This window comes from Isoptericola sp. NPDC057653, from assembly GCF_042799955.1.
Taxonomy (GTDB): domain Bacteria; phylum Actinomycetota; class Actinomycetes; order Actinomycetales; family Cellulomonadaceae; genus Isoptericola.
In genome coordinates this window covers 955,297-982,115 of sequence record NZ_JBHVHP010000001.1, presented here as the reverse complement: position 1 = coordinate 982,115, position 26,819 = coordinate 955,297, and the positions used below count along the sequence as shown (strand labels likewise).

Below are 26,819 nucleotides of genomic sequence, written 5' to 3'. Positions count from 1 at the left end.
CCTGTTCTGTCGGGGTGCGGGACGGTCAGACGTGCGCGGCGGAGTTCGCGGCGGAGTTCGCGGCGTCGACGAGCGCGGTCAGGGACCGGGCCCGCGGGAGGGTGTCCTCGAGCGCCCTGCCCGCGCGGATCGAGTCCACCCACTGCGCGAAGAGGATCGGCTGGTCGGCGGGCAGGTCCACGCGCGACGAGCCCGCACGGGTCGCCAGACGCATCACGGGCGCCCCTGCCTCGTCGGCCTCGAACCCGTAGAGCAGGGACCCCTCGGTGCCGTGGACCTCGATCGAGAACGGGCTGGCCGGCGTCACGAAGCCGGTCTCGATCACGCCGATCGCGCCGTCGGGGGTGGCGACCGTCACCGACGCGTTGTCCTCGACCCCCCGTCCCGTCTGGTCGGTGTAGGTCGACCGCACAGAGACGAGCTCGTCGCCCAGGATCAGCTGGGTGAGGTAGACGGGGTGCGCGCCGAGGTCGGAGAAGGCGCCGCCGAGCGCCTCGGACGCGTCGTAGAACCGTGCCGGCAGCCAGTCGGCCGTCGAGCCGTCGTGGGCCAGCCGGACCCGCGAGTACGTGATCCTGCCCAGCGCCCCCTCGTCGAGGATCGCGCGCAGGGCCGCCGTGTAGCCGTGCGTGAGGCGCGGCAGGGAGACCGTGAGCCGGACGTCCGCGGCCCGGGCGGCGTCGACGAGCGTGTCGCACGCCTCGACGGTCGGGGCGAGCAGCTTCTCGGTGAAGACGTGCTTGCCGGCGGCGACGGCCCTGCCGATCACCTCGAGATGGTCGCTCGTGGCGGCGGTGACGGTGACGCCGTCGAGGTCCTCGCGGCCCAGCAGCGCGTCGAGGTCGGTCGTGGCCTCGACGCCGAGGCGCTCCGCGAGGTCGCGGCCGCGCTCGGCGTCGTCGTCCCAGACGGCGACGAGCTCGGTGCCGGGATGGTCGACGGCGGCGCGCCCGTACTCCTCGGCGTGCACGTGCCATGCGCTGAGCACGGCGATCCGCAGGGGTGTGGTCATGGGGGGGTCTGCTCCTCGTGTCGTGTCGTGTCGGGTGGTGCGTCCGGCGGTCCCGGCCTAGCCCGGGATCACGCTGTTCTGCCCGTACGTCGCGGGCATCTGGTACCCCTCGAAGAGCGCCATCTTGGGGGCCACGCTCTGCTGGTTGTTGGCGATGACCTGCTGCGGCGTCGCCGAGCCGATGATCACCGAGCTCCGGGAGCGCTGCAGCGTGTCCCACGCCACCGAGCCCACGGGCAGCGGGGGGCGGGACGTCGAGGTCGGCAGCATCTGGCGGAACAGCTCGGCCTTCGGGTTGTACTTCCGGGCCTCGATCGTCTCGAGGTTGGTCGGCAGGTCGCCGAGCAACGGCTGCACGATGCTCTGGCCCTGATGACCCGTGTAGAACTTCATGAACTCCCAGAGGTTGCGCGTCATCCGGGCGCCCTTGGGCACCACGAGCGAGGCCCCACCGGACCACGAGTACGTCTCGTCGCCCTCCGTCGCGACCGGCAGCCACGTGAACTTCAGCGGCAGGTCCGGGGCGTACTTCTCGTTGCTGCGGATGGAGAACGGCCCGGTGGTGGACATCGCCAGCCGCTGGGAGAACATGGCGGTCTGGCTGGGTGGGGCGTTCGGCGGCTGGTAGGTCGCGAAGAACGCGTCAGCCTTGGCGTAGGGGAACTCCTCGGCCCAGTCCGCGTACAGGTCGAACACCGACCTCCACTGCGGGGAGTCCAGCGTGACCGAGGAGGACTCGTTCGCGTAGACCGCCGCATCGAGGCCGAACCCCCAGGTGTACGGCCAGCCCTCGCCGTCCCAGGGCACGAACCCGAGATTCGTGAAGTTCCCGCGGGAGTCCGTCCTGGTGAGCTTGCGCGCGACCTCGCGCAGCTCGTCCCACGTGAGCACGTGCTGCTGCGGGTCGAACATGTCGAGGTCGACGCCGGCATCGCGCAGGAGGCTCTCGTTGTACATGATCCCGCGCGCGTCCGTATTGATCGGCAGCCCGTACAGCCGGCCGTCGTACGTGAGCTCGTCGACGGCGAACTGGATCCACTGCTTCGTGAAGTCGTCGACGGAGGCGTCCTCGTACTTCTCGATGAGGCCGTCGATCGGCTCGAGCAGCCCGATGGACGCGTTCTGGACGGCGTTGAAGCGGTCCATCTGCCAGACGTCCGGGGCGGTGCCGCCCCGGACGGCGGTGATGATCTGGCTCATGTCCGCCACGCCGTTGCTCGGCACCTGGTTGACGTCGAGCGTGATGCCCGAGCCGGCCCTCGTGGCGTTGAACGCGTCGATGACCTTGAGGTCCTTGTCGGCGTCGGCGGCGCCCATGCCCCAGTACCGGATGACGGCGTCGCTCGACGACCCGCGGGGCGCGCACGCCCCGAGGGAGAGGGCGGCGACGGACGCCGCCCCGGCGCTCAGGAAGGTGCGGCGTGTGATCACTTGAAGCCTCCGATGGTGATGCCCCGGATGAAGTAGCGCTGGAACACGAAGAAGAGGATCAGCAGAGGCAGGATGACCAGGAACGACGCGGCCATCAGCTGGTTGAACGAGACGTCCTGCGCGTGCACGGAGCGGAACGACTGCAGGCCGATCGAGAGCGTCTGCACGCTCTCGTCCTGCAGGTAGATCAGCGGTCCCATGAAGTCGTTCCAGGAGGCGACGGCCGCGAAGATGGCGACGGTCGTCAGGGCCGGCTTGGCCGTGGGGAACACGAGGCGCCACAGGATGGTCCACTCGCGCGCCCCGTCGATCCGCGCGGCGTCGAGCATGTCCCTGGGGATCTGCAGGAGGAACTGCCGCAGCAGGAACACGTAGAACGCGGACCCGAACATCGCCGGCAGGATCAGCGGGACGAAGGTGTTGACGGCGCCGAGGCGGGCCCACATGTCGAACATCGGGATCAGGGTCACCGGGAACGGCAGGAACAGCGTCGCGATCACCACGTAGAACACGACGTCGCGGCCGGGCCACCGCAGGCAGGCGAAGCCGTAGGCGACGACGAGGTTCGAGAGCACCGACAGGATCACCACCGAGAGCGTGATGATCGTGGAGTTCGCGAAGAAGTGCAGGAACGGCATGGCCGCCACCGCGTCGACGAAGTTGCCGAGCTGCCACGAGTGGGGCCAGAACGTGGGCGGGAACTGGGCGAGCTCCTCGTCGGACTTCAGCGACGAGATGATCATCCAGTACAGCGGCAGCAGGAAGACGAGGGACAGGACGATCATCACCACGCGCGCGATCACGGTGGAGTACCAGGGGCGCCGCGTCCCGTCGGCCCGCCGGTTCAGCTGATCGAGGTCCGCGGCGCGGACCTGGGACCGGCGCTTGCGCGGGGAGTCCGTGCGGGTCGTCGTGCTCATCAGGAGGCCTCCACGTCGTAGTTCACGAAGCGGCGCGAGCACCAGAAGATCAGCAGGGCCAGGCTGAGGCCGGCCAGGAAGAGGAGGACCGCCAGGGCCGAGGCGTAGCCGAGCTCCGCGAAGCCGAAGGCGTTCTTGTAGAGGTACATCATGTAGAACAGCGCGCCCGCGTCGGGGTCGCCGGTGCCGTTGGTGACGATGTAGGCCTCGGTGAAGACCTGCAGCGCGCCCGAGACGCCGGTGATGAGGTTGAACAGCAGCACCGGGCTGAGCAGGGGCAGCGTGATCGACAGGAACTGCCGCACCGGGCCCGCACCGTCCACCCGGGCGGCCTCGTAGACCGTCTTCGGGACGTTCCGCAGCCCGGCCAGGAAGATCAGCGCCGCGTTCCCGGCGCCGAGCTGGGCCATGAGGATGATCGCGATCTTCACGCCCGTCGGGTCGCCGAGCAGGTTGACGTTGGACCCGCCGAACACGTTGAGCACCTGGTTGAACGCCCCGAACTGGGGGTTGAGGAACACGATGAAGATGAACGACATCGCGAAGGCGGGGACCAGCGACGGGGCGTAGAAGATGGTGCGGTACCAGGCGACCTCGCGGACGTTCTGGTTCATCGCGAGCGCGAGCGTCAGCGCGACGAGGAGCCCGACCGGGACGGCGATCAAGGCGTAGAAGATCGTGTTGCCGGCCGCCTTGCCGACGAGCGGGTCGGCGAACGCGGCGCTGTAGTTGGACGCTCCCACCCAGGTCGGGGCGCCCATGCCGGAGTAGCGGGTGAAGCTCAGGTAGATCGAGTACCCCACGGGGTAGACGACGAAGACCAGGACGCCGACGATCCACGGCGAGATGTACTTCAGCCCCAGGGCGAGGTCGCGCCGGTCCGTGCGCGAGAGCCGGTGGCGCGTGCGCGCGGGCGGCGGGCCGGTGGCGGCGTCCGCCGCATCCGGCGGTGCCGTCCCCAGGGGCGTTCTGGCCGTCAGTCCGGTCGCAGTCATCGTTCTCCCTCCGCTTCGGCGACGGAGCACGTCCGTCGTGGCCTGGACGTGGGCCGCTGGCGCCGAAGCGGCGTCGTGGACCTCTGTGTCCGACGCCTCAGGACATTACTCATACCGATGGATATATTCAATGGTGCATCATGTTCCCGGCGGAGGGAGGGCCATGCGCGCGACGACGATGCCCCAGGTGGGAGCCCGGAACGAGCTGGTCGTGCTGCGGGCGATCCGGCTGTCGTCGGACGGGGTGGACCAGTCCGACCTCATGGAGCTCTGCGGGCTCTCGCGCCAGGCGGTCTCGCAGATCACGCGGCGGCTGATCGACCGCGGGCTGGTGCGGGCGGCACCCGTGCACACGAACCGGCGCGGGAAGCCCGCGATGTCGATGCAGGTCGAGCCGCGCGCCATGGTCGCCGCCGGGGCGCACCTCGACCCGGCGCACATCACGGTCACCCTGGTCGACATGCTCGCCCGCCCGATCGCCAAGAGATCGCTCGAGCGTCCCGGCGACGACCCGGCGGCCGACGTCGAACGCATCGGCGCGGCCCTCGACGACATGCTCGGGGAGCTCGGGGCCGCGCCGACCGGAGGCCACGACGGCGCGATCGAGAAGGGCGTCCAGGGGATCGGCGTCGCCGTGCCGGGCGGCCTGGACGCCGCGCACGGCACGGTGGTGGCTCCCCCGTGGCTCCCGGGCTGGCGCGACGTTCCGCTGCTCGACATGATCCGCACCCGGACCGGCCTGCCCGCCGTGATGGACAAGGACACCAACGCCGCGCTGACCGCCGAGTGCTGGCCCGGTCGCTTCGCCGTACAAGAGACGGTGCTGTACCTGTACGTCGGCGCCGGCGTCGGGTCGGCCGTGGCGGGCGACGGCACCATCCACCGCGGGGCGACGGTCCAGGCCGGGGAGATCGGGCACCTCCCGACCGGCGTCGACTCCACCCGGTGCCGCTGCGGCCGCCTGTCGTGCCTCGCGCTCCACACGGACATGAACCGCTTCCTCGACAAGGCGCGTCGCGCCGGCGTGCCCCTCGACCCGCACGCCCCCGACGCGGCCGCTCTCGCCGCCCTGCAGCAGCGGACGCCCGGCGACGCCGCCGCACGCGCGCTGGTCGAGGAGTACGGGGCCGCGCTGGGCGAGGCCGTGCGCACCCTGATCAGCATCCACGACCCGCACCGCGTCATCGTCGGCGGCCCGTACTGGGGGTACCTGGCCGAGCACGCCATGCCCCAGGTGCAGCTCGTGGCGCGACGCGCCCGGGACGGCACGCAGGAGGTCCCGGTGACGTCGTCGACGTTCGGCGACGACGTGGGCGCGATCGGGGCGGCCACGCTCTTCCTCGAGCGGAAGCTCTCGCCCGTCGCGGCCTAGCGCGCGCCGGGGCCGCCCGCGCCCCTTCCGCGGACGGCCCCGACGACGGCCCGGCTAGAGGACCAGGGCCTCCAGCACGTCGGACAGCTCGCGCCGGACGGCGGCACGCGCGGCGTCGGCGTCGGGCTGCTCCAGCGCCACGCGGGCGAGGTCGCGGCAGCGCGCGAACGACACCTCCGCCAGCACCGCCGCGACGTCCGCGAGCGCGCGCGGCGTCATGGACAGCGACCGCACGCCCAGCCCGACGAGCACCGGGGCCAGCACGGCGTCGGCCGCCGCCTCCCCGCAGACGCCCACCGGGCGGCCGTGCGCGTGCGCGCCCTCGCAGGTGGCCCGCACCAGCTCGAGCACCGCGGGCTGCCACGACGTGGACAGCGTCGCGAGGTCGCCGAGCAGGCGGTCGGCGGCCATCGCGTACTGCGTGAGGTCGTTGGTGCCGATGCTGCCGAACGTGGCGTGCTCGAACACCCAGCGCGAGCGCAGCGCCGCCGCGGGCACCTCGATCATCGCGCCGGCCCGGCCCAGGCCGTGCGCCTCGCACGCGGCGACGAACGACCGCGCCTCGTCGGTCGTGGCCACCATCGGCGCCATGACCCACACGTCCGCGGACTCGGCGGCCGCCGCCCGGGCGATCGCCTCCAGCTGCCGGTCCAGCACCTCGGGGTGGGCGACGGCGGTGCGCAGCCCGCGGACGCCGAGCGCCGGGTTGGGCTCGTCGTCGGCCGTGACGAAGGGCAGCGGCTTGTCCGCCCCGGCGTCGAGGGTGCGGACCACGACCTTGCGGCCGCCGAAGGCGGACAGGACGCCGCGGTAGGCGGCGACCTGCTCCTCGACGCTCGGCTCGACGTCGCGCCCGAGGAAGCAGAACTCGGTGCGGAACAGGCCCACCCCCTCGGCGTGCGCGGCGACGGCCGCCTGCGCGGCCTGGGGGTCGGCCACGTTGGCGAGCAGCTCCACCCGGTGCCCGTCGGCGGTGCGGCCGTGGCCGTCGAACTCGCGCTCGACGCGCACGGCGTCCCGCGCGGCCGCGACCTCGGCCTCCGACGGGTCGCGCAGCACGGTGCCCGCGCCGCCGTCGACGACGACGGTCTCGCCGTCGGCGAGCTCGTCGGCCCCGCGCACGGCGACCACGGCGGGGATGCCGAGCGCCCGCGCGAGGATCGCGGTGTGCGACGTGGGGCCGCCCGCGCTCGTGGCGATCGCGACGACCGCCTCCGGGTCGAGGGTCGCCGTGTCGGCGGGCGCCAGGTCCTCGGCGACGAGCACGAACGGGTGCCCCGGCGACGGCACGCCCGGCGGTCGCTCCCCGGTGAGCTCGGCGACGATGCGGTCGCGCACGTCGCGCACGTCGCGGGCACGCTCGCTCAGCGGCGGGCCGAGCGGCTCGAGCTGCGCGGCGAGCGCGTTCGCGGCGTCCCACACCGCCCGCCCGGGCGTGAGCGAGCCCTCGCGCACGCGGCGCTCGGCGTCGCGGGCGAGCGTCGGGTCGGCCGCCATCGCCGCGGTGACGGCGAGCACGTCGGCCGCCGTCCCCGTGGCCTGGGCCGCCTGCGCGGCGAGGCGGTCCCGGACGGCCGACGTCGCGGCGCCCAGGCGGGACACCGCGTCGTCGGCAGCGGATGCGTCGATCGTCTCCGCCGGGGGCTCCGGGACGGGGGCCGGCATCGTCACGACGACGCCGGCCGCCCGCCCGGGGCTCACCGGGGCACCGGTGAGGGTGGTGCTCATCAGTCCGAGCCCTTCTCCTTCGCGGCCCCCGCGCCGCCGTCGGCGGCGACGCCGGCGGACACCGTGGCGGCCTCCTTCTGGTCCGTGACGGCCTGGTCGCCCTCGACCGCGGCCTCCTCCTCAGGATCATCCTCGCGGCCCGGGGTGCGCAGGTTCCACCTGGTGATGACCCAGCGGAACAGGAAGTAGTAGATGACGCCGTAGGCGAGGCCGATCGGGAGGAGCAGCAGCGGCTTCTGCGCGATGCCGAGGTTGAGCACGTAGTCGATCGCGCCGGCGGAGAACCCGAAGCCGGAGTGGATGCCGAGCCAGTTCACGAGGGCCATGGACACACCCGTGAGGACGGCGTGGATCGCGTACAGCGGGTAGGCCACGTACACGAAGGAGTACTCGAGGGGCTCCGTCACGCCGGTCACGAAGGCGACGAGGGCCGCGGAGCCGAGCACGCCCGCGATGACCTTGCGGTTCTTCGGCTTGGCGGTGTGGATCATGGCCAGCGCGGCGGCCGGGAGGGCGAACATCATGATCGGGAAGAAGCCGGTCATGAACGTGCCGGCGGTCGGGTCGCCGTGCAGGAAGCGGGCGATGTCGCCGTTCCACACCGCGCCGTTGGCGTCGGTGTACGAGCCGAACTGGAACCAGGGCAGCGAGTTGAGCAGGTGGTGCAGGCCGAACGGCAGCAGCAGGCGGTTGAGCGTGCCGAACACGAACGCGCCGAGCACCGTCGACCCGGTGACGAAGCCACCGATCTGGTCGTTGAAGAGCCAGTTGAAGCCCGGGTAGATCAGGGCGCCGATGACGGCGATGACCACGGCGGCGCCCGCCGTCACGATCGGCACGAAGCGGCGCCCGCCGAAGAAGGCGAGATAGGCCGGCAGCTTGATCCGGTAGTACTTCTGGTACAGCAGCGCAGCCGTGAGACCGATGACGATGCCACCGAGCACGCCGTAGTTGATCATCATCTGCTCGCCCGCCTCGTCCATCCCGAGGACGTACGGCGAGAGGGCGTCGCTGACGCCGCTGAAGACGAGGTACCCGATGAGGGCGGCGAGCGCGGTCGAGCCGTCCGACTTGCGCGCGTAGCCCACCGCGACACCCAGGGCGAAGATCATCGGGAGGTTGTTGAACAGCGCGTTCCCCGCGGCGCCGAGGACGTCCGCCACGGGCTGCATCCACGAGAGCGTGCCGGCCACGCCGTCGGCGCCCAGCATGTCGGGCTGGCCCAGGCGCAGCAGCAGCGCGGCGGCGGGCAGCGAGGCGATGGGCAGCATCAGCGAGCGGCCGACGCGCTGCAGCTGCGCCAGGCCGGGGAATCCCCGCTTCTGCTTGGTCTCAGCGACCGTGGTCATGGTTCTCCTCCGATGGATGGCCCGGGGCGGGCGTGTCCTGCAGGTCCGGGCCTGCGTCGTCCGGCGGCAGTGTCGCGACGGCGTGCGGGCGTCATTGCCGGTGATCCACCACGCTGCCACGGGCAGGTTGTCTGGACCACTTGCACGAAGACTGGTCTAGACCTCATGATGTGTCAACCCCGCGTTCACGGCGGGGCCGGGAGCAGCACACGGGCCGCACGACGCGCCGCCCGCGATACTGGTCCCGATGTCGAAAACGACGCTGATCGATGCCGATCACAGGGCAGGACGGGACACGACGATGGTCAGGGGCGCAGCTCGCGGCGGTGAGCACAAGTACCTCGCGGTGCGCGCGTACCTCGCGGACCTCGTCACGACCGAGCTCGCCGTCGGGGACGCGGTCCCCTCCGAACGCAGCCTCACCGAGAAGTTCGGCGTCTCGCGCATGACCGTGCGCCAGGCGATCGACGCGCTGGTCACCGAGGGCGTGCTCGAGCGCGCACAGGGCCGCGGCACGTTCGTCGCGCCGCCCCGCGCCGACTTCGAGATGCGCCTGACGACGTTCGGCGAGGAGGCCCGACGCCGCGGCCTCAAGCCCGGCGCCACCGTGCTCACCCGCGAGGAGCTGCCCGCGCCCGCCGTCGTCGCGGAGGCGCTCGACCGCGAGGCCGGCACCCCCGTGCACCACGTCGTGCGGCTGCGCACCGCGGACGGCAACCCGATGAGCGTCGAGGAGTCGTGGATCCCCGTCGACCTCGCCCCCGACCTGCTGGCCGACGGCGTCCCCGAGAGCCTCTACGCCGCCCTGCGCGAGCGCGGCCTGAACCCGACGTGGGGCGAGGAGGTCATCACGGCCGCCGACGCCACCCCCGAGGAGCTCGAGTCGTTGCAGATGCAAGGCTCCCGCGCCGTCATGCGCACCGCCCGCCGGACCTTCGGGGGTGACGCCCCCGTCATGTACTCCCGCGCCTGCTACCGCGGCGACCGGTACAGCGTCTTCGTCCCGCTGCGCGAGGCACGGCCCACGCTGGTCCCCCGCAGCCGACCCGCCGAGAGCGCCGGCACAGCCCCCGTCCAGCCCGGACGCATCCCCGAAGGGAGCCCCCGATGAGCACCTCCGACAACGACGCGCGGCTCGCGGCGTCGATCCTCGCCGGTCTCGGCGGGGTCGCGAACATCGAGGAGATCGACCCCTGCACCACGCGGCTGCGGTCGCTGGTCAAGGATCCCGCGCTCGTCGACGCAGCGCTGCTGAAGCGCGCCGGGGCGTTCGGCGTGATGGTCAACGGGCGGGTCGTGCAGGTGGTGGTCGGCCCGCGCGTCGACACGATCGCCTCCGACCTCGCCGAGCTCATGTGACCTCCGCCTGAGCCCGACCGCCCCCACGAACCTCCTCCACCAGGAACCACCAAGGAGCACCATGAGCAAGGCACAGCAGATCCTCGACGCGCTCGGCGGCGACGACAACATCGTCGATCTCGAGCCCTGCATCACCCGGCTGCGCGTCGAGGTCGAGGACCCGGACAAGGTGAACGACGCCGCCCTCACCAAGGCCGGCGCCATCGCCGTCGTGCGCTCCGGCATCGCGATCCAGGTGATCGTCGGGCCCGAGGCCGACACGCTCGCCTCCGACATCGAGGACCTCCGCTGATGACGGCGCTGACCGTCCTCGCGCCCGTCACCGGCACCGTCGTGGACGTGTCCGAGGTGGACGACCCGGTGTTCTCCGCCGGCCTCGTCGGCCCGGGCCTCGCGATCGAGCCTGACGACGTCCGCGGCGGCGAGGCGGTCGCGCCCATCGCCGGCACGATCGTCAAGCTGCACCCGCACGCGTTCGTCCTGCAGCACGCGGACGGCCGCGCGGTGCTGGTGCACCTCGGCATCGACACGGTCAAGCTCGGCGGCGAGGGCTTCACCACCCACGCGTCCGAGGGCGACGTCGTCGAGCGCGGCGCCGTCCTCGTCTCCTGGGACCCCGCCGCCGTCCGCGCCGGCGGCAGGTCCGCCGTGTGCCCCGTCGTCGCGCTCGAGGCCACGCCCGACGCCGTCGACCGCCTCGCGCAGGTCGGCACGCTGGTCGAGCACGGCGAGGACCTGCTCACCTGGGGCTGAGCCCCGCGCCGGGGTGGTCCGGCGGGATCCGGACCACCCCGGTGGTCAGGCGAGGGTGACGCCCAGGGCCTGCAGGACGGCGTCGACCGGGTTGCAGTACGTCAGCCCGGTGCCGTCGGCGCCGCCGGTCTCGGAGCCGGCGAAGAGCAGGCCCAGCGCGACGCCGTCCTCGCGGTAGACGAGCGACCCGGAGTCGCCGCCGCGCGAGAACGCACCGCCCACGCCCTCCACCTCGATCTGGTCGTCGAAGGACAGGGCGCCCAGCTCCTCGCCGTACCCGACCACCACGTCGTCCATCTCGATCGCCGTCACCCGGCCCTGCGTGAGCGCGGTGGTGCGGCCGATCTTCGCGACCGCCTCGCCGCCCGCCGCGACGGCGGTGGTCGTGACCGCGCCGACGGGATACGTCGGGTCGGTCCCGATCCCGTCGTCGAGCAGCGCGAGCGCGGCGTCCACGGTGGCCGGCTGCCCGGGCGTCAGCGGCACCACCTGCGCGAGCGTGCCGACCCGGTCCTGCGGCGCACGACCGCCGTCGGCCGGGCCCGGCTGCACGACGACGTCCCCGACCTGCGCCGACGGTGACCCCGCCAGCACGTGGTAGTTGGACAGCACGTAGCGTGCGCCGTCGCCGGAGCCGTCCCCCTTCACGACGAACGCGCCGAGCGTGCCCGCGGTGACGTCCACGTGCGCGATCGACGCCCCCGGCCGAAGCGGCCGCACGCGGTCGGTCTCGCCGAGCGCCCGCGCCGTCACGACCGGCGGGCGGGTCTGCGCGCCGAGGGTGCGGATGCGGCCGGTACGGCGCACGTCGACCGAGTCGCCGGCCTCCGCGGCCAGGCGTCGCACGAACGAGCGCGCCGTCGGCACCCCGAGCCGATACCGCACGGCGATGGCGAAGGCGCCCTCCCCCTGCGGCGCGAGGCCGAGCGACAGGGTCGGCGCGCGCACCACGTCGGCGGGCGTCGCGTCGTCGCCGACGGCGTACGGGCTGGCGGGCACGCCATGACGCTCGGCCAGGTCACGAGCGAAGTCGGTGAGCTGTGCCTTGGTCTCGCGCGCCGTCGTCAGATCCATGCCGAGAGTCTGCTGCAGGCCGCTGACACACCAGATGTCACAAACCGGCGAGTCGGACATCTCTCGTAGCCGTGAGACCCGCACCATCCACGCTCGCGCCCTTGTCCGACGACGTCTGCCGGGCCCTCACCTGGGCCCTCGACCACGACCTGCACGCCCTGATGGAGCACCGTCAGGTGGCCCACCTCGGCGTCGCCGCGCGGCGGCGCGCCGACGCCCTGCTCGTGCTGCGCTGGCAGCGCGCCGCGGCGCGGTCAGGCGCGCAGTAGCCGCCGCACGCCCAGCCGGCGGCCGCGCGCGGTGACCAGCGTGGCGAGCGCGAGGCCGCCCAGGCCCCAGAGCACGAGCAGCGTGACGCCCATCCCCAGCCCGCCGGCCGCGGGCACGACCACCGCCGTCAGGGCGTCGCGGGCGGCACCGACCGGCAGCGCGTCGACCAGGCCCTGCAGCAGCGAGGGGACGGTCGCGACGATGCCGGTGGCGATGAGCAGCACCGCGATCAGCAGGCTGATCCCCCGGCCCAGGTTGCCCAGCAGGCCCACGAAGCCCTGGTGCACCGCGACGAACGCCACCGACGCCACCGCGCCGACGATGATCGCGCCGACCCAGCCGGCGAGGTCGAGGCTCTCGACCGCCGCGAGGATCACCCCCACGGCGGCACCCGTGACCGCGCCCACCGCGGCGGGCAGCGCGAACGCGCGCAGCGCCAGCCGCACCGAGTCGCGCGTCGAGCCGAGCGCCCCCGCCAGCACCGGCGGGAAGATCGTCAGCAGCGCCAGCGCCCCGAGCCACAGCGCCACGACCGCGAACAGCGGCCCCGACGCGCCGGTGCTGATGCCGTTCGCCGTCGGCGCCTTCACGGGCTCCGCGACCACCGACGACAGCGTCTGGCGCTCCGCGTCCGTGGTCGTCGGGATCTGGCCCTTCGCGTCGCCGAGGCCCTCGGAGAGGTCGCCCGCGCCCGACGCGAGGTCGGTGCTCCCGGACGCCAGCTGACCGACGCCGGACGACAGGTCCGTCGCGCCGGAGGCCACCCCGGTCGCCCCCGTGGCGAGCTGGCCGACGCCCGTCGAGAGCTGCGACGCCCCCGTCGCGAGCTGGTTCGCGCCGCCCGAGAGCGTGCCCGCCCCCGACGCCACGCCGTCGGCGCCGTCGGCCACCTGCGACGCCCCGCCCTGGAGCTTGCGCAGCCCCTTGGCCAGGTCCCGGTTGCCGCCGGCGATGCCCTCGACGCCGGTCGCGACGCCCTCGGCCCCGGTCGCGAGCTTGTCCGTCTGGGTGGCGAGGGCGTCGAGCTGCCCGCGCGCGTCCACGACGTCCTGGATCGTCTCCTCGACGCCCGCCGAGTTCGTCTGCAGCTGCGCCAGCGTGTCCGCGAGCGCCGCGCAGGCGTCGGTCGACGGGTTGACGTCGCACCCGAGCGCGGCGCTCGCGGCGGCCGCGAACTCGTCGGCCCTCTTCTGGGCGTCCGCCAGCGACTTCGTGATCGCCGTGACGTCGGGGACCTCGTCGTTGATGGCCGCGACCTGGTCGGCCAGGGCGCGGTTGCCCTCGGCCACCTGGGTGGCGCCGCCGGCGAGCTTCTCGCCGCTCTCGGCCAGGTCGTCCGCGCCCTGGGCGCTCTCGCCGATCCCCCCGGCGATGCCGCGCGCGCCGCCGGCCACCTGGGAGGCACCGGAGGCGAGCTGCCCGGCGCCGTCGGCGATGCCCGACGCGCCCGAGGCGACGCCGGACGCGCCCGAGGCGGCGCTGGACGCGCCGTCCGCGAGCTGGTCCGCGCCGTCCGCGAGCTGCCCGGCCCCGTCCGACGCCTGGTCCGCGCCGTCCGCGAGCTGGTCCGCGCCGTCCTGGAGCTGGTTCGCGCCGTCCTGCGCCTGGCCGATGCCGTCGGACAGGTCGTTGAAGCCGACGAGGACGTTGTCCACGTAGGTCTCGGTGAGCGTGCTGGACATGACCGACGTCGCGGTCGCGGCGACGACGCGGGCCAGCGCGTCGTCGGCGACCCGGCCGCCGGGCGGCGTGCTGACGTCGATGGTGGCCTGCTCGGCGGACGACGGGTCGTCGTTGCCCATCGACGTCGCCGCGGCGGAGAAGTTCTTGGGGATCGTCACGACGGCGGCGTAGGTGCCGTTCGCGAGGCCGTCGGCCGCGGTCTCCTCGTCGGTGATGGTCCAGTCGAAGTTGGTCGCGTCGGGTGCGGGCTGCGCGGCCTTGGCGCCGTCGGCCGTCTCGCCGCCGCTGACCAGGCCGGACGCGAACTGGCGGCCGAGCGGGACGGTCTGCCCCTGCACCTCGACCGGCTCGTCGAGGTTGACGATCGCGGCGGGCACCTGGTCGAGCCGGTCCTGCGGGTTCCACAGGGCGGCGAGCAGCAGCCCGAGGATCATCAGCGGCAGCAGCGCGACGGCGGCGACGCTCCACGGGTTGTGGCGCGCGGCGGCGACGCTCGTCGGGGTCGAGGTCGCGGCGGTCATGCCTGCACCTCCTGCACGTGGGTGTCCTCGTCGATCTCGGCGGAGCCCCCGGCGGCCGGGTCGCCGGCCGGGCGGTCCTCGCCCGGCTCCTGGCCCGGCTCGGGGGACGGCGGGGGCGGGGGCACGTCGGCCCCGGTGAGCACGCTCGGCGCGCCGAACCCGGCGCCGACGTCCAGCACGGCGACCTCGCGGCCCGTGCCGTCGGCGTCGAGCAGGTCGGTCGCGGCGACGCCGCTGGCCCCCAGGAGCACCGCGGTGCCGCCGTGCTGCGCCCGGGCGAGCGCGCCGGCGAGCGCCTCGCGCGCCGGGCGGTCGACGACGGCGTCCGTGCGGTCCACGACCACGACCCGCGCGCCGTCGCGCACCGCGGCGTCCACCGCGGGGGCGGGGCGGCCGCGCTCGGCCAGGGCGTCGACGACGGCGACACGGCCGCGCACCGTCATCGCGCGCTCGGGCAGCACCAGGCCGGTGACCTTGACCGCGCCGGCGTCGGGCGCCATGCGGCCCGCGAGGGCGAGGAGCACCGCGGACACCGGGGCGGCCGCGTCGCCGTGCACGCACAGCGCACCGCCCGCCGGCACCCGCATGCTGACGGGCCCGACGACCGGCTCCCCGCCGTCGTCGTCGGGGCCCGCGACCACGAGGTCGCGCGCGGCGACGGCGTCGGTGGCGTCCGGCTCCGGCCAGGACGCGAGCCGCAGCTCCTTGGCGAGGCCCTCGCCCTCGACGTCGAACGTGGGCAGGATGCGGTCGAGCCAGCGCGGCATGTGCCACGCCCGCTCGCCGAGCAGCGCCAGCACGGCCGGCACGAGCGTCATCCGCACGATGAACGCGTCGACCACGACGCCGACGGCGAGGCCGAGGGCGATCGGCTTGAGCGTCATGTCCCCCTCGGGCACGAACGCGACGAAGACGGCGAACATGATGACGGCCGCGGCGGTGACCACCTTCGCGGAGCCGAGGAACCCGGTGCGGACCGCGCGGCGGGCGTCACCGCCGTGCACGTAGTCCTCGCGGATGCGGGAGACGAGGAAGACCTCGTAGTCCATCGCGAGGCCGAACAGCACGCCCATGAGGATGATCGGCATGAAGCTGATGACGGGGCCCAGCGTGGTGACGTTGAGCGCGTCGGCGAACACGCCCTCCTCGAAGACGAGCGCCACCGTGCCGAAGGCCGCCCCGACCGACAGGAGGTAGCCGAGCGACGCCTTGATCGGCACCCAGACCGAGCGGAACACCATGGTGAGCAGCACCAGCGACAGGCCCACGACGACGAGGCCGAACGGCAGCAGCGCCGCGCCGAGCTTGTCGGAGACGTCGATGCCGACGGCCGTGAACCCGGTGACGGACAGGTCGACACCGTACTTCTCCAGGTAGTGGTCGTGCTGGTCGCGGATCTCGTTGACGAGCGCCTTCGTCTCCTCGGACGTGGGCCCGCCCTCGGGGATCACCTGGACGATGCCGGTGTCGGCGGTCGGGTTGGGCGTGGACAGCGGCACGTCGGCGACGCCGTCGAGCGCCCCGATCTCGTCGCCGAGCTCGTCCATGAGCTTCACGGGGTCGTTGCTGGTGACGATCGACCCGGTGACGATGAGCGGGCCGTTGAAGCCCTCGCCGAACTCCTCGCCCACGAGGTCGTAGGTGACCCGGGCGCTGTTGTCCTCGGGCAGCGAGCCGGCGTCCGGCAGCGCGAGGCGGAGGTTCGTGGCCGGCCAGGCGAGAGCCGCGATGGCGCCCACGACCAGCACGATCGTCAGGACGGGGAACCGGGTGGCGCCGCGCACCCAGCCGTCGAAGAAGCGGTTGTGGCGGACCCCGTCCGCCGGCGCCGCGGCACGCCTGGCCTTCCCCTTCGGCTTGCGGGCGGCGCGGGGGGCGCGGGGCCGCAGCCGCTCGCCCGAGAACGACAGCAGCGCCGGCAGCAGCGTGAGGGAGACCAGGACGGCGACGCCGACCGCCACGGCCGCCGCGATGCCCATGACGGTGAGGAAGGGGATGCCGGCGACGCCGAGGCCCACCAGCGCGATCATCACGGTGAGGCCGGCGAAGATGACGGCCGAGCCGGCCGTCGCGACGGCGCGCGCGATCGACTCGTCGACGTCGAGCCCCTGGGCCAGCTGTTCCCGGTGCCGGGACACGATGAACAGCGCGTAGTCGATGCCGACGGCGAGGCCGAGCATCAGGCCCAGCATCGGCGTCGTCGAGTTGATCGGCCCGAACACCGTCGCGGCGAGCAGCAGCAGCATCGACACGCCCACGCCCATGAGGGCGTTGACCAGCGGCAGGCCCGCGGCGACGAACGAGCCGAGCGTGATGATGAGGACGACCAGGGCGACGACGACGCCGATCGCCTCGATGATGCTCAGCGCCGGGAACTCGACGCTGAACAGCTCGCCGCCCAGGCTGGCCTGCGCGCCGTCCGGCAGCGCGGCGGCGAGGTCGTCGCTCGCGTCGTGCAGCGCGTCCTTCGTCGCGTCCGTGATGACGGACTGGTCGCCGTCGAGCTGGACGGTCAGCAGCGTGGCCGTCTTGTCGTCGTTGACGGACGCGGCCATCTCGTCGTCGTAGGGCGAGGTGACGGCGGCGACCTGGTCGATCTCGCCGATCGCGTCGACGGCGTCCGTGACGGGGCCGCGCACGGCCGCGTCGTCGATGGTGGACCCGTCGGGAGCGACCACGATGATCTGCGCGGACGCGCCGCTGACCTGCGGGAACGTGGCGGCGAGGCTGTCGAGCGCGTCCTGCGACTCGGTGCCCGGGATGGTCACGGAGTTGTCGAACCCCTGGTAGAGCACGCCGGCCGCACCGCCGACGACGGCGAGCACGAGCACCCAGCCGATGACGACGAGCCGCCGGGCCCGGGCGGCCCAACGACCGAGGGAGTACAGGACGGAGGACACAGGCTCTCCCGGGACGACGGAGCAGGGATTCGATACGGCACTGTATCCGATGCACGAACGTATCGGATACATCCCTGTATTGGCTACAGTGGGCCCGGTCCGGGCAGACTGCCCGCGCCGGGCCGGTGCCCGGCAGAACCCGAGGAGGAGCCCTGACCACCGAGAGCGTGGCCCCCGACGACGCTACGGCCGTCACCGGCCGCTCGCCCCGGCGCGAGCGCACCCGCGAACGCCTGCTCGACGCCGCCTTCGAGGTGTTCGCGCAGGTCGGTGTCCAGGCCGCGTCGATCGAGGCCGTCTGCGAGGCCGCCGGATTCACCCGCGGCGCCTTCTACTCGAACTTCGCGAGCAAGGAGGAGCTGTTCCTCGCGCTCACGGAGCGCGAGGCCCGCAGCCACCTCGGGGCGCTCGAGCGCGCCGTCGCGACGGTCGACCCCGCCGCGCTGCAGACCCCGGACGGGTTCCGTTCCACGGTGCGCGAGGTCATCGCGTCCGTGCTGCCCGACCCGGCCGCCAAGACGTCGTGGTGCGTCATGGAGCTCGAGTTCGAGCTGCTCGCGCTGCGCGACCCGCAGGTCGCCCAGCGCTACGTGGACCAGCAGCAGGTGCTGCGCGAGGAGATGATCGCCGCGCTGAACCGGGTCATCACCGCCCTCGGCCTCCGGTTCGCGATCGACGAGCACGTCGCCATCGACCTGCTCCTCGGCGCCCACGAGGCCGGTCAGCGCGCCGCGATGCTCCCCGCCGCGGGCGCCCGCAAGGACGCCACCACGATGCTCGAGGTCCTCGTGGACCTCATCGTCGCCCCCGCCTGACCGGCTCGGCACCGGGCTCACCGCGGGCTCACGGCGGGCTCACCTGGGCCCACCACGGGCTCAGGGGTCCGGCTGCTCGGCCCGCCCGGCCGCCGCCGCGGCGAGGCCCGCGATCTCGAGGTCCACGTACCGGCGCGCCGTCGCCCCGGTCCAGCGCCACATGAGGCCCGCGAGGACGCCGTCCTGCCGGACCGAAAGGGTCACCTCGCTCCGCCGCTCGCCCCGCGCCCGCACCTCGTGGCGGCCCGTCGTGCGCACCCCCGGCGCGCGGCTGGTCCAGGCGAACACCTCCGGCGGCCGCCACTCGTCGACCACCCACGTGGCGGGCGGCAGGCCCGGCTGGCGCACCCGCGCCCGCGAGCCGAGGCCGAACGGTCCCCCGTCGAGCCGGCGCACGGCGTCCATCGACGCCGTCCACGTCGGCATCGCCTCGACGTCGGCGAGCACCTGCCACACCACCGCGGCGGGCGCCGCCACCGGAGCGGTGACGGTGTACCCGTGCCGGTCGCTGCGTCCCGGACCCATGAGGCCCACGGTACCCAGGTGGGTGCCGTGGGCCTCGGGGACGCGACCTCGGAGGGCGACGTCAGAGGTAGTCGGGCAGCTCCTGCTCGGCGTCCAGCACGTGCTCGGCCAGGTACGCCAGCACCGCCTGGTACCAGACCTTCGCGTGCTGCGGCGCGAGCACCCAGTGGCCCTCGTCGGGGAAGTACAGGAAGCGGTGCACGGTGCTGCCGTCGTCGGCGGCGGGCAGGCCGGACTCCGTGAGCAGCTCCTGCCACAGGCGCAGGCCCTCGCCGATCGGGACGCGGTAGTCCTTGTCGCCGTGGACGACCAGCATCGGGGTGCGGATGTCGGCGACGAACCGGTGCGGGCTGTAGGCCTCCGCCATCTCCGGCGTCATCTCGCGCTTCCAGTAGTAGCCGTGGTCGGTGGTGGGGCCGAACTGGTCGAGCGCCCACAGGCTGGCGTGCGTGACGATCGCGCGGAACCGGTCGGTGTGCCCGGCCACCCAGTTCGCCATGTACCCGCCGAAGGACCCGCCCATGGCGGCGGTGCGCGTCGCGTCCACCTCGGGCAGCGCCTCGACGGCGTCGGTGATCGCCATGAGGTCGGTGAACGTCGCGTCGCCCCAGGTGCCCCAGCCCCGCTGCACGAAGCGCTGGCCGTAGCCGGTGGACAGGGCCGGGTCGGGCAGCAGGACGGCGTACCCGCGCGCCACCATCAGCCACGGGTTCCAGCGCCAGCTCCACGCGTTCCACGAGCCGAGCGGCCCGCCGTGGATCCACAGCAGCAGCGGCGCCGGGGCGTCCGCGGCGGCGCCGTCGGGCAGCGCGAGCCAGGCGCGGACGCGCGACCCGTCGGCGACCGTCGTCTCGACCTCCGTGAGGGTGCCGGGCAGCGCCGGAGCGGGCACCGGCCCGCGCAGCGCGGCGGCCGCGACCGGCGCCCGCTCCCCCGCGGCGCCCGACGCGACGAACGCGGCGAGGTCCACCCGCACCGGCTCCGACGGCGCGGCGTAGCTGGTGCGCAGCGCGTAGAGCGCCGACCCGTCGGGCGCGACCCGCACGTCGGAGAGCGCGGCGTCGTCGGCCGTCACGCGCTCCACGGTCACGGGCTCCCCCGCGCCGGGGCCGCCCGCGCCGAAGGTCAGCAGGAACAGCGGGCCGCGCCCGTCCTCGTCGGCCGTGACGACCAGGCCGGAGCCGTCGGGCAGCCAGGTGGCGGAGGTCGGCCAGCGGTCCCAGTCGTCCGCGAGGACCTCGGGCTCGCCCGAGCCGTCCAGGCGCACGAGGCCCAGGCGGACGACCGGGGCGTCCTCGGGCGTCGTCACCGACTCCGACACGAAGGCGACCCACTGCCCGTCCGGGGAGACCGCGGGGGCGAACGCGTCGGCGTCCGGGTCGTCCACGAGGGCGCGGCGCTCGCCCGACGCCGTGTCGACCACGGCGAGCGTGCTGCGCTGGGCCGCCCCCGGGTCCGCGACGGCCCACGTCGTGACGAGCGTGCCGCCGTCGGAGGACAGGTCGGCCCCGTGCTCGAACAGCTGGCGGCCGGCGCCGGTGACCTGCCGCAGCTCCAGGCGGGCCTCGTCGGCCGCGAGGTGCGCCACGAACCGGCGGTCCTCGTCCGGCCCGAGGTCGTGGTCCCAGTGCCGCACCGGGTAGCCGGAGTGCAGGATCGCGGAGATCTTGCGGTCCGTGCGCTGCTTGCGCAGCTCCTCGTCCTCGGTGAGGCCGGCGGCCCGCGGCAGCACCGGGGCGGACACGGACACGACGTCGGCGGCCCGGGCCGCGAGCACGCCGCCCAGGCCGCCGGGCGCCGTGGCCACGACGCGCGCCTCCCCGCCGCCGGCCGGCAGCAGCCACAGGGCGGCCTTCGGCTCCTCGTCGTCCTTCTCCGCCTCCGGGTCCGGCCGGGCGGACGTGAAGAGCACGTCGCCCGACGCCGCGAACACCGCCGACGACTCGCCCTTGCGGCTCCGCGTCAGCCGCCGCGCCGGGGCCGTGCCCGTCGGGTCGACCTCCCACACGGCCGTCGTCCAGCCGGTGCGCTTCGCGTCGAGCGTCTGGACGGTGGTGACGAGGCGCGTGCCGTCGGGGCTCAGCGAGAGCCCGCCGACGCGTGGCAGCTCGACGTAGCGGTCGAGGTCGTGGAAGGGCGTGGGGGCGACGTTGTCCTGGGTCACGCGCCCCGGTCTACCACAGCGCCGGCCGAACAGGCGGTTGCGCACGGACTGACCGCTCATTCCCTGCGCAACCGCCTGTTCGGCCCCCCTCAGCGGGGCCACGGGGAACGCCGGATGAACGTTCGCTGAACTTGTCCGCCCCGGCGGCCCGTGCGGTTGAGAGGGCCCGTCGACATCGGGCACGGTCTGGTCGTGAGACCACCGTCGCCCCGCGCCACCCACCTGCCGCCGCTGCCCGCCACCGCCGACCTGGTCGTCGTCGGGGCGGGGATCGTGGGTCTCGCGCACGCGCTCGAGGCGCACGCGCGGGGGCACTCGGTGCTGGTGGTGGAGCGCGACCCGCGGCCCGACGGCGCCTCCGCCCGCCGCGGCGGGCACGTGGCCGTCACGACGCAGGACGCCGCCACCCTCTCCTGCGCGCTCGCGTCGCGGGAGCGCTGGCTGAAGCTGGGCCGCGAGGCCGGGTTCTGGGTCAAGGACACGGGCGCCGTGGTCGTCGCGCGCTCGGCGGACGAGCTCGCCGTCCTGGACGACCTGGTCGCCGCGCGCGACGGCGACGCCCAGCTCCTCGACGCCGCGCAGGCCGCCGACCGGGCGCGCGTGACCGAGGACGGGGTGGTCGGCGGGGCGTTCCTCCCCCTCGACCTGCGCGTGGACCCGCGCGACGCGCTCCGGGCGCTCGCCACCGCCCTCGACGCCCGGCCGCGGGCCGACGTGGCCTGGTCGACGACGGCGCTGACGTTCGAGGCGGGCACCGGGCGCACGCTGGTGCGCACGTCGCGCGGCGAGGTCGTGGCCCGGCGCGTGCTGGTGGCGGTGGGCCCCGACCTCGACCGCTTCTTCCCCGAGGAGGCCGCGCGCACGGGCCTGCGGCACGACGTGCGGCAGGTGCTCCGCGTCGTCGCCCCGGGGCGCGCGCACGACCCGGCCGGCCCCGCCGTGCTGGGCGGCAGCACCCTCCTGCGCGACGCCGCCTACGCCCACAGCCCGGCGCTGGCGGACGTGCGCGAGCGCCTGCGCACCGAGGCCCCCGAGCTGCTCGACGCCGCCGTCCACCTGACGTTCACCCCGCTCGCCGGCGACGGCTCCCTGCTGCTCGGCGAGGCCCGCCGCACGGACGCCGAGCGGCGCGCGGACGGCGGGCTCGACCGCGACCCGGAGCGCTCCGACGTCGCCGACGCGCTGCTGCTGCGGGAGGCCGGCGCGCTGCTCGGCCGACCGGTGGAGGTGCGCCGGCGCTGGTCCGTGCCCGACGTCGTCGTGCCGCGCCCGCGCCGCGGCCCGTTCGCGGGCACGCCCTTCGTCGTCACCGACCCAGCGCCGGGCGTCACCACCGTGACCGTCGCGGACGGGCTCGGCACGACCACCGCGCTCGGCCTGGCCGCGAAGGTGGTCGACGGCCTGCTCTGACCGGTGGCCGCGCCGGTGACGTAGCGATTCGTCGCCGTACCGGGCGCTGACGGCGACGGATCGCTACGTCACCCGCCGAGACCCGCCCGGATCGCGCCCAGCGCGCGGTCGAGCTCCCCGTCGCTCACACCGCCGAAGCCGACCACGACGCCGGTGTGCCGGGCGGTGCGGCACACGTCGGACAGGAGCGGCAGGTCGAAGCCCGCCTCCCGGGCGGCGGCGTGGGCGCGCAGCGCCGCGTCCTGCGGCAGCAGCCACGTCGAGTACATGCCGGCGGACGTCGCCGCCGGGGCGGCGTGCGGACCCAGCACGGCCGCGACGCGCGCCGCCCGCTCGGCGTACACGCGGCGCGCGGTGCGGACCACGCTGTCCAGCCAGCCGTCGCGCAGCAGCGTCAGCAGGGCGCGCTGCACGGGCCACGCGGCGACGTCGTGCACGAGCTCGCGGTGCCGGGCCACGTCGTCGAGCAGCGCCGGCGGCGGCACCATCCACCCGACCCGCAGCCCGGGCGGCGCCGACTTCGACGCCGTCCCCAGGTACGCGACCCGGTCCCGGCCGAGGGTGGCGAGGGCCGGCACGGGCGCCACGTCGTAGCGGAGCTCGGAGTCGTAGTCGTCCTCGACGACGACGGCGCCCGTGGCCCGCGACGCGGCGAGCAGCGTCAGACGGTCGTCGGCGGGCATCACGCGGCCCAGCGGGTGCTGGTGCGCCGGGGTCACGTACGCCGCGGCGAGGCCGCGCAGCGCCGCCTCGTCGTGCCGGGCCTCGGCGGGCAGGTCGACGACGTCGCGACCCGCGGCGCGCGCGGTCGCGACGGCGGCGCGGTAGCCCGGGTCCTCGATGCCCACCGGCCCCGACGGCAGCACGGAGAGCACGTCGCGCAACCCCGCCGTCGTGCCCGCGGTGACGACCACCTCGTCGGGGTCCACCACCAGGCCGCGGGTGCGGCCGAGGCGCTCGGCGAGCGCCTCGCGCAGCGCGGGCAGGCCGCAGGGGTCGTCGTAGCCGCGCGGCGGCGTCGCGGCGGAGACCTCCCGCCACGCCCGCCGCCAGGCGGCGCGGTGCCGCGGGTCGATCCACGGCTCCCCGGTGCTCAGGCGCACCAGGCCCGGGCCCGGCCCGGCCGGCCGGCGCCGCCGCACCTCGGCGCGCGGCACCGCCTCCGACGCGACGAACGTGCCCGCGCCCCGGCGGGCGGACAGCCAGCCCTCGGCCACGAGCTGGTCGTAGGCCTGCTCGGCCACCGAGCGCGCGACGCCGAGGTCGGCGGCGAGCGCCCTCGTGCTGGGCAGCCGGTCGCCGCGCCGCAGCGTGCCGCGGGAGACGAGGTCGCGGACCTGCCCGGACAGCTGTGCGCCGAGCGGCTCGCGGCCGTCACGGTCCAGGCGGACAGGGAGGGCGGCCACGGGGCTCCTGTCGTCGGGCGTCGATGTCGATCGCGAAGTGGCCTGTCGGATCCGGCGGGAAATGGCTCGTGACGGCAGGCCAACCAGGAGCCACGCTAGCGGCATGGACGCTCTCTCCCCCACCCCGAGGACCACCGTGCGGCGCGGCCGGGACCGCGCCGTGCCCGACCGCGCGGCGCTGCACGCCCTGCTGGCCGACGGGCTCGTCGCGCACCTCGGCGTCGACGTCGGCGAGGGCCCGGACCGGCATCCCGTGGTGCTGCCCTGCGCCTACGCCGTCGACCTCGACGGCCCCGACGACGGCGGCACGCTCTACGTCCACGGGTCGGTCGCGGCGCGCTGGCTGGTCGGGGCGACGGACGCGACCGTGTGCGTCACGGTGACCGAGCTCGACGGGCTGGTGCTGGCCCGGTCCGGCTTCCACCACTCCGTGAACTACCGCTCCGCCGTCGTCATCGGCGCCGCGCGGCTCGTCACCGACGAGGGCGAGCGGGTCCGCGCGCTGGACGCCATCGTCGACCACCTGGCGCCGGGCCGGTCCGCGACCCTGCGCCCCGCGACCCGCAAGGAGCTCGCCGCGACCGCGGTGCTCGCCGTCCCCCTGCGGGAGGCGTCCATGAAGGCCCGCGCCGGCGGCCCGGTCGACGACCCGGCCGACGTCGCCGCCGGCGGGTGGGGCGGGCACGTGCCGGTGCGGCGCATCGTCGGCGCCGCGATCTCCGACGCCGACTCCCGCGCACCGGTGCCGGCGCACGTCGCCGCGCTGGCGGGGCTGTCCCCGCGGACGCTCACGCTGCCCCGGCCCGCCTGACCGCGAGGTGGACCACCTCGCGGGAGCCCGGACCTACGCGGGGCCCGCCTGGTCCCGGTCCGAGGCGCCGCCCGTGGCGCGGTCGGCGTCGCGGTCGGCCATCTTGGCGAGCATGGCGTTGTACTCGTCCAGCTCGGCGTCGCCGTCGCGGTCCGCCTTGCGGTCGCGGCGACGCGCCTCGCGCTCGTCGGAGTTCGTCCACTGCAGCGCGACGGCGATGGCGAGCGCCAGCGTCGGCAGCTCGCCGATGCCCCACGCGACGCCGCCGCCGCGCTGCTGGTCGTCGATCGCGGGCAGGCCCCACGGCCGGCCCATGTTGCCGAACCAGTCGGCCACGAGCAGCGACGTGCCGGTGGTGAGCACGACGCCGAAGAACGCGTGGAACGCCATCGTCGCGAACAGGAGCAGCAGGCGCTGGGGGTAGCCCGGGCGCTTGGGTCCGGGGTCGATCCCGACGAGCGCGTTGGCGAACAGGTACCCGACCAGCGTGAAGTGCACGATCATCCACACGTGGCCCGCGTGGTTGCGCAGCGCGAACTCGAACGCGGGCGTGTAGTAGAACGCGATCATGCCGCCCGCGAAGAGCACCGCGGCCACCACCGGACGGGCCAGGAACTGGCCGAACCGGGAGTGCACCAGACCGAGCACCCACTCGCGCGGGCCGCGGCTGCCGTCCTTGCGGGCCGGGATGGCTCGCAGCAGCAGGGTCACGGGGGCGGCGAGCACCAGGAACAGCGGCACCAGCATCGCCAGGATCATGTGCTGCACCATGTGGCCGCTGAAGATCACGCGCCCGTACACCGCCGGGCCGCCGCTGGTCACCCAGAACATCACGACCATGCCCAGGCACCACGACACCGTGCGCCCCACCGGCCACCTGTCCCCGCGCCGCGCGAGCCGCACGGCCCACCGCAGGTAGACGACCAGCCCGGCCACGCAGGCGAACGCCAGCAGCGGGTCGAGGCTCCACTCGGTGAACCAGCGCGCCATCGTCGGCTCGGGCGGCAGCGCCCGGCCGGTGAGCTGGAAGGCGGGCGAGACGTCCACGGGGACCTCGTCGGGCACGGGCGGCGCGGTGGACCCGAGCGCCACGGCCACCCCGGAGACGGCGCCGATGACGAGCACCTCGACGGCGAGCAGCCGCCAGAACAGGCGCCGCACCGCGCCTCGCGAGTCCGCCCGGCCGAGCCGGCCCACGACCCACATCCGGTGCGCGAACCCGAACGCGCCGAGGCCGACCATGAGCACGGCCTTGGTCAGCAGCAGCACGCCGTAGGGGGTGAGGAGGTCGCCGAACGAGCCCATGCGCAGCAGCGCGTTGAGGATGCCGGAGAGGCCGACGGCCGCGAAGCACCACCCCGCGACGGGCGAGAACCGCGCGACCGCCGACGCGGCGGTGCGACCGTCGTCGCGCCCCTCGCCCCGGGTCAGCACGACCACGAGCAGCGCGCCCAGGCCGCCCACCCACACGGCCGCGCCGACGAGGTGCAGCAGCATCGCGCCGACCGCGAGCTCGTGGTCCGCGGCGCCGGCGGCGTGCCCGGTGGTGGACTGCATGGCCAGGGCCGCGACGGGCAGCACCGTGGTCCACAGGGCGCCGACCGGCCCGCGCACCGCCATCGCGAGGGCGGACGTCACGGCCGCGACGACGATGATCGCGAGGTAGAGCCTGCCGAGGTCGAGGTCGGTGACGAACTGCGCGAGGCCCTGCCCGAACGCGGGCGACGCGGGCGACGTGCCGGAGATGTTGGAGTACCGCAGCACGAGCTGCAGGACGGCGGCGACGGCCCACACGGCGCTCGCGGCGCCCGCGGTGGTGAGCACCCGCGTCTGGGCACGCCCGGGCGGGAGCAGGCACGCGGCGACGACCAGCGCGCCGAGCGTCACCGAGACGCTCACCTCGGTGAGCACGGTGACCACGGGCAGCCCGAAGCGGACGGCGGCACCGGGGTCGGTGAACCCGCTCAGCGCCTCGAACGCGCCCGAGTAGGCCCCGCCCGCGAGCACGGCGAGCACGGCGACGAGGACGGCGGCGGGCCCGGCGGCGACGAGCCACCAGGGGCGCTGCGGCGCGCTCGGGGTACCGCCCGACCGCTGGACGGCGGGAGCTGCGGAGGTCACCCGTCCAGCCTATGGGCGACGGGCGGTGCCCCGGAACGCCCGTGGTGTGAGACTGCCCCGCCGAGCGATCTTCCCAATCCAACGATTATCGATTAGTGTCCGTGGCGTTCGTTCGACACCGGATGCCACCCCCACAGGCGTCCGCCCCACACGTAGGCCGGACGGCGCGGACACCCGCACAGCAGCGGGCCGCGCCAGGC

22 protein-coding genes are annotated in these 26,819 nt (G+C 74.6%); 9 read left to right on the top strand and 13 right to left on the bottom strand.

Annotation, left to right across the window (positions count from 1 at the left end; translation table 11 throughout):
• Window positions 1-25 precede the first annotated feature (25 nt).
• The 4 genes from ACFU9A_RS04415 to ACFU9A_RS04400 are packed head-to-tail and all read right to left on the bottom strand — an operon-like array spanning window position 26 to window position 4,358.
• Window positions 26-1,012, bottom strand: a complete 987-nt coding sequence (locus ACFU9A_RS04415) for a Gfo/Idh/MocA family protein (protein WP_430574049.1) — start codon at window positions 1,010-1,012, stop codon at window positions 26-28.
• Between the two features lie 57 nt (window positions 1,013-1,069).
• A complete protein-coding gene (locus tag ACFU9A_RS04410; protein WP_430574048.1) occupies window positions 1,070-2,443 on the bottom strand; it encodes a substrate-binding domain-containing protein in 1,374 nt (457 codons plus the stop codon).
• Window positions 2,440-3,363: a carbohydrate ABC transporter permease gene (locus ACFU9A_RS04405; protein ID WP_430574047.1), complete on the bottom strand. Its 924-nt coding sequence runs from the start codon at window positions 3,361-3,363 to the stop codon at window positions 2,440-2,442. The genes ACFU9A_RS04410 and ACFU9A_RS04405 overlap by 4 nt, the downstream gene beginning before the upstream one ends.
• Entirely contained in the window at window positions 3,363-4,358 is a 996-nt protein-coding gene (locus tag ACFU9A_RS04400; protein WP_430574046.1) for a carbohydrate ABC transporter permease, read from the bottom strand. The genes ACFU9A_RS04405 and ACFU9A_RS04400 overlap by 1 nt, the downstream gene beginning before the upstream one ends.
• Window positions 4,359-4,521: 163 nt before the next feature.
• Between ACFU9A_RS04400 and ACFU9A_RS04395 the strand changes: the two genes are divergently transcribed.
• On the top strand, window positions 4,522-5,730 hold the full coding sequence (locus tag ACFU9A_RS04395; RefSeq protein ID WP_430574045.1) for an ROK family protein: 1,209 nt from the start codon (window positions 4,522-4,524) through the stop codon (window positions 5,728-5,730).
• Between the two features lie 54 nt (window positions 5,731-5,784).
• Here the strand turns inward: ACFU9A_RS04395 and ptsP are convergent, their stop codons facing one another.
• Together ptsP and ACFU9A_RS04385 are read right to left on the bottom strand one after the other, a co-directional pair.
• Window positions 5,785-7,458: a phosphoenolpyruvate--protein phosphotransferase gene (gene ptsP, locus ACFU9A_RS04390; protein WP_430574044.1), complete on the bottom strand. Its 1,674-nt coding sequence runs from the start codon at window positions 7,456-7,458 to the stop codon at window positions 5,785-5,787.
• Entirely contained in the window at window positions 7,458-8,807 is a 1,350-nt protein-coding gene (locus ACFU9A_RS04385) for a PTS transporter subunit EIIC (RefSeq protein WP_430574043.1), read from the bottom strand. Before ACFU9A_RS04385 ends, ptsP begins: the two co-directional genes overlap by 1 nt.
• A gap of 301 nt (window positions 8,808-9,108) precedes the next feature.
• Between ACFU9A_RS04385 and ACFU9A_RS04380 the strand changes: the two genes are divergently transcribed.
• The 4 genes from ACFU9A_RS04380 to ACFU9A_RS04365 all read left to right on the top strand — a co-directional run bounded on the left by ACFU9A_RS04380 (window position 9,109) and on the right by ACFU9A_RS04365 (window position 10,919).
• Window positions 9,109-9,918 (top strand): GntR family transcriptional regulator, encoded by an 810-nt coding sequence (locus ACFU9A_RS04380; RefSeq protein WP_430574042.1) that lies wholly within the window; start codon window positions 9,109-9,111, stop codon window positions 9,916-9,918.
• Window positions 9,915-10,166 (top strand): PTS transporter subunit EIIB, encoded by a 252-nt coding sequence (locus tag ACFU9A_RS04375; protein WP_430574041.1) that lies wholly within the window; start codon window positions 9,915-9,917, stop codon window positions 10,164-10,166. The genes ACFU9A_RS04380 and ACFU9A_RS04375 overlap by 4 nt, the downstream gene beginning before the upstream one ends.
• Window positions 10,167-10,227: 61 nt before the next feature.
• Window positions 10,228-10,458, top strand: a complete 231-nt coding sequence (locus ACFU9A_RS04370; RefSeq protein ID WP_380326545.1) for a glucose PTS transporter subunit EIIB — start codon at window positions 10,228-10,230, stop codon at window positions 10,456-10,458.
• Window positions 10,458-10,919, top strand: a complete 462-nt coding sequence (locus tag ACFU9A_RS04365; RefSeq protein ID WP_430574040.1) for a PTS glucose transporter subunit IIA — start codon at window positions 10,458-10,460, stop codon at window positions 10,917-10,919. Before ACFU9A_RS04370 ends, ACFU9A_RS04365 begins: the two co-directional genes overlap by 1 nt.
• 45 nt (window positions 10,920-10,964) lie before the next feature.
• On the opposite strand, the gene ACFU9A_RS04360 is transcribed toward ACFU9A_RS04365, so the two are convergent.
• A complete protein-coding gene (locus tag ACFU9A_RS04360) occupies window positions 10,965-11,993 on the bottom strand; it encodes a hypothetical protein (protein WP_430574039.1) in 1,029 nt (342 codons plus the stop codon).
• 101 nt (window positions 11,994-12,094) lie between these two features.
• Here ACFU9A_RS04360 and ACFU9A_RS04355 point away from each other — a divergent pair, with 101 nt between their 5' ends.
• Window positions 12,095-12,262, top strand: a complete 168-nt coding sequence (locus ACFU9A_RS04355) for a hypothetical protein (protein WP_430574038.1) — start codon at window positions 12,095-12,097, stop codon at window positions 12,260-12,262.
• Here ACFU9A_RS04355 and ACFU9A_RS04350 read toward each other — a convergent pair.
• Together ACFU9A_RS04350 and ACFU9A_RS04345 are read right to left on the bottom strand one after the other, a co-directional pair.
• Window positions 12,248-14,467, bottom strand: coding sequence for a YhgE/Pip domain-containing protein (locus ACFU9A_RS04350; RefSeq protein ID WP_430574037.1), 2,220 nt, complete (start codon window positions 14,465-14,467; stop codon window positions 12,248-12,250). The two genes, ACFU9A_RS04355 and ACFU9A_RS04350, sit on opposite strands and share 15 nt — an antisense overlap.
• Entirely contained in the window at window positions 14,464-17,367 is a 2,904-nt protein-coding gene (locus tag ACFU9A_RS04345) for an efflux RND transporter permease subunit (protein ID WP_430574036.1), read from the bottom strand. The genes ACFU9A_RS04350 and ACFU9A_RS04345 overlap by 4 nt, the downstream gene beginning before the upstream one ends.
• Before the next feature lie 167 nt (window positions 17,368-17,534).
• Here ACFU9A_RS04345 and ACFU9A_RS04340 point away from each other — a divergent pair, with 167 nt between their 5' ends.
• Window positions 17,535-18,182: a TetR/AcrR family transcriptional regulator gene (locus ACFU9A_RS04340; RefSeq protein WP_430574035.1), complete on the top strand. Its 648-nt coding sequence runs from the start codon at window positions 17,535-17,537 to the stop codon at window positions 18,180-18,182.
• A gap of 60 nt (window positions 18,183-18,242) precedes the next feature.
• Here the strand turns inward: ACFU9A_RS04340 and ACFU9A_RS04335 are convergent, their stop codons facing one another.
• Together ACFU9A_RS04335 and ACFU9A_RS04330 are read right to left on the bottom strand one after the other, a co-directional pair.
• Complete coding sequence (locus tag ACFU9A_RS04335) at window positions 18,243-18,707, bottom strand: SRPBCC family protein (RefSeq protein WP_430574034.1); 465 nt, start codon at window positions 18,705-18,707, stop codon at window positions 18,243-18,245.
• A gap of 61 nt (window positions 18,708-18,768) precedes the next feature.
• Window positions 18,769-20,871, bottom strand: coding sequence for a prolyl oligopeptidase family serine peptidase (locus ACFU9A_RS04330; RefSeq protein WP_430574033.1), 2,103 nt, complete (start codon window positions 20,869-20,871; stop codon window positions 18,769-18,771).
• 192 nt (window positions 20,872-21,063) lie between these two features.
• On the opposite strand from ACFU9A_RS04330, the gene ACFU9A_RS04325 reads away from it, so the two are divergent.
• On the top strand, window positions 21,064-22,281 hold the full coding sequence (locus ACFU9A_RS04325) for an FAD-dependent oxidoreductase (protein ID WP_430574032.1): 1,218 nt from the start codon (window positions 21,064-21,066) through the stop codon (window positions 22,279-22,281).
• Between the two features lie 68 nt (window positions 22,282-22,349).
• On the opposite strand, the gene ACFU9A_RS04320 is transcribed toward ACFU9A_RS04325, so the two are convergent.
• On the bottom strand, window positions 22,350-23,687 hold the full coding sequence (locus ACFU9A_RS04320; protein WP_430574031.1) for a PLP-dependent aminotransferase family protein: 1,338 nt from the start codon (window positions 23,685-23,687) through the stop codon (window positions 22,350-22,352).
• A 103-nt stretch (window positions 23,688-23,790) separates the two neighbouring features.
• On the opposite strand from ACFU9A_RS04320, the gene ACFU9A_RS04315 reads away from it, so the two are divergent.
• A complete protein-coding gene (locus tag ACFU9A_RS04315; RefSeq protein ID WP_430574030.1) occupies window positions 23,791-24,498 on the top strand; it encodes a pyridoxamine 5'-phosphate oxidase family protein in 708 nt (235 codons plus the stop codon).
• Between the two features lie 33 nt (window positions 24,499-24,531).
• On the opposite strand, the gene ACFU9A_RS04310 is transcribed toward ACFU9A_RS04315, so the two are convergent.
• Complete coding sequence (locus ACFU9A_RS04310) at window positions 24,532-26,619, bottom strand: cytochrome c oxidase assembly protein (RefSeq protein WP_430574029.1); 2,088 nt, start codon at window positions 26,617-26,619, stop codon at window positions 24,532-24,534.
• Between the last annotated feature and the right edge of the window lie 200 nt (window positions 26,620-26,819).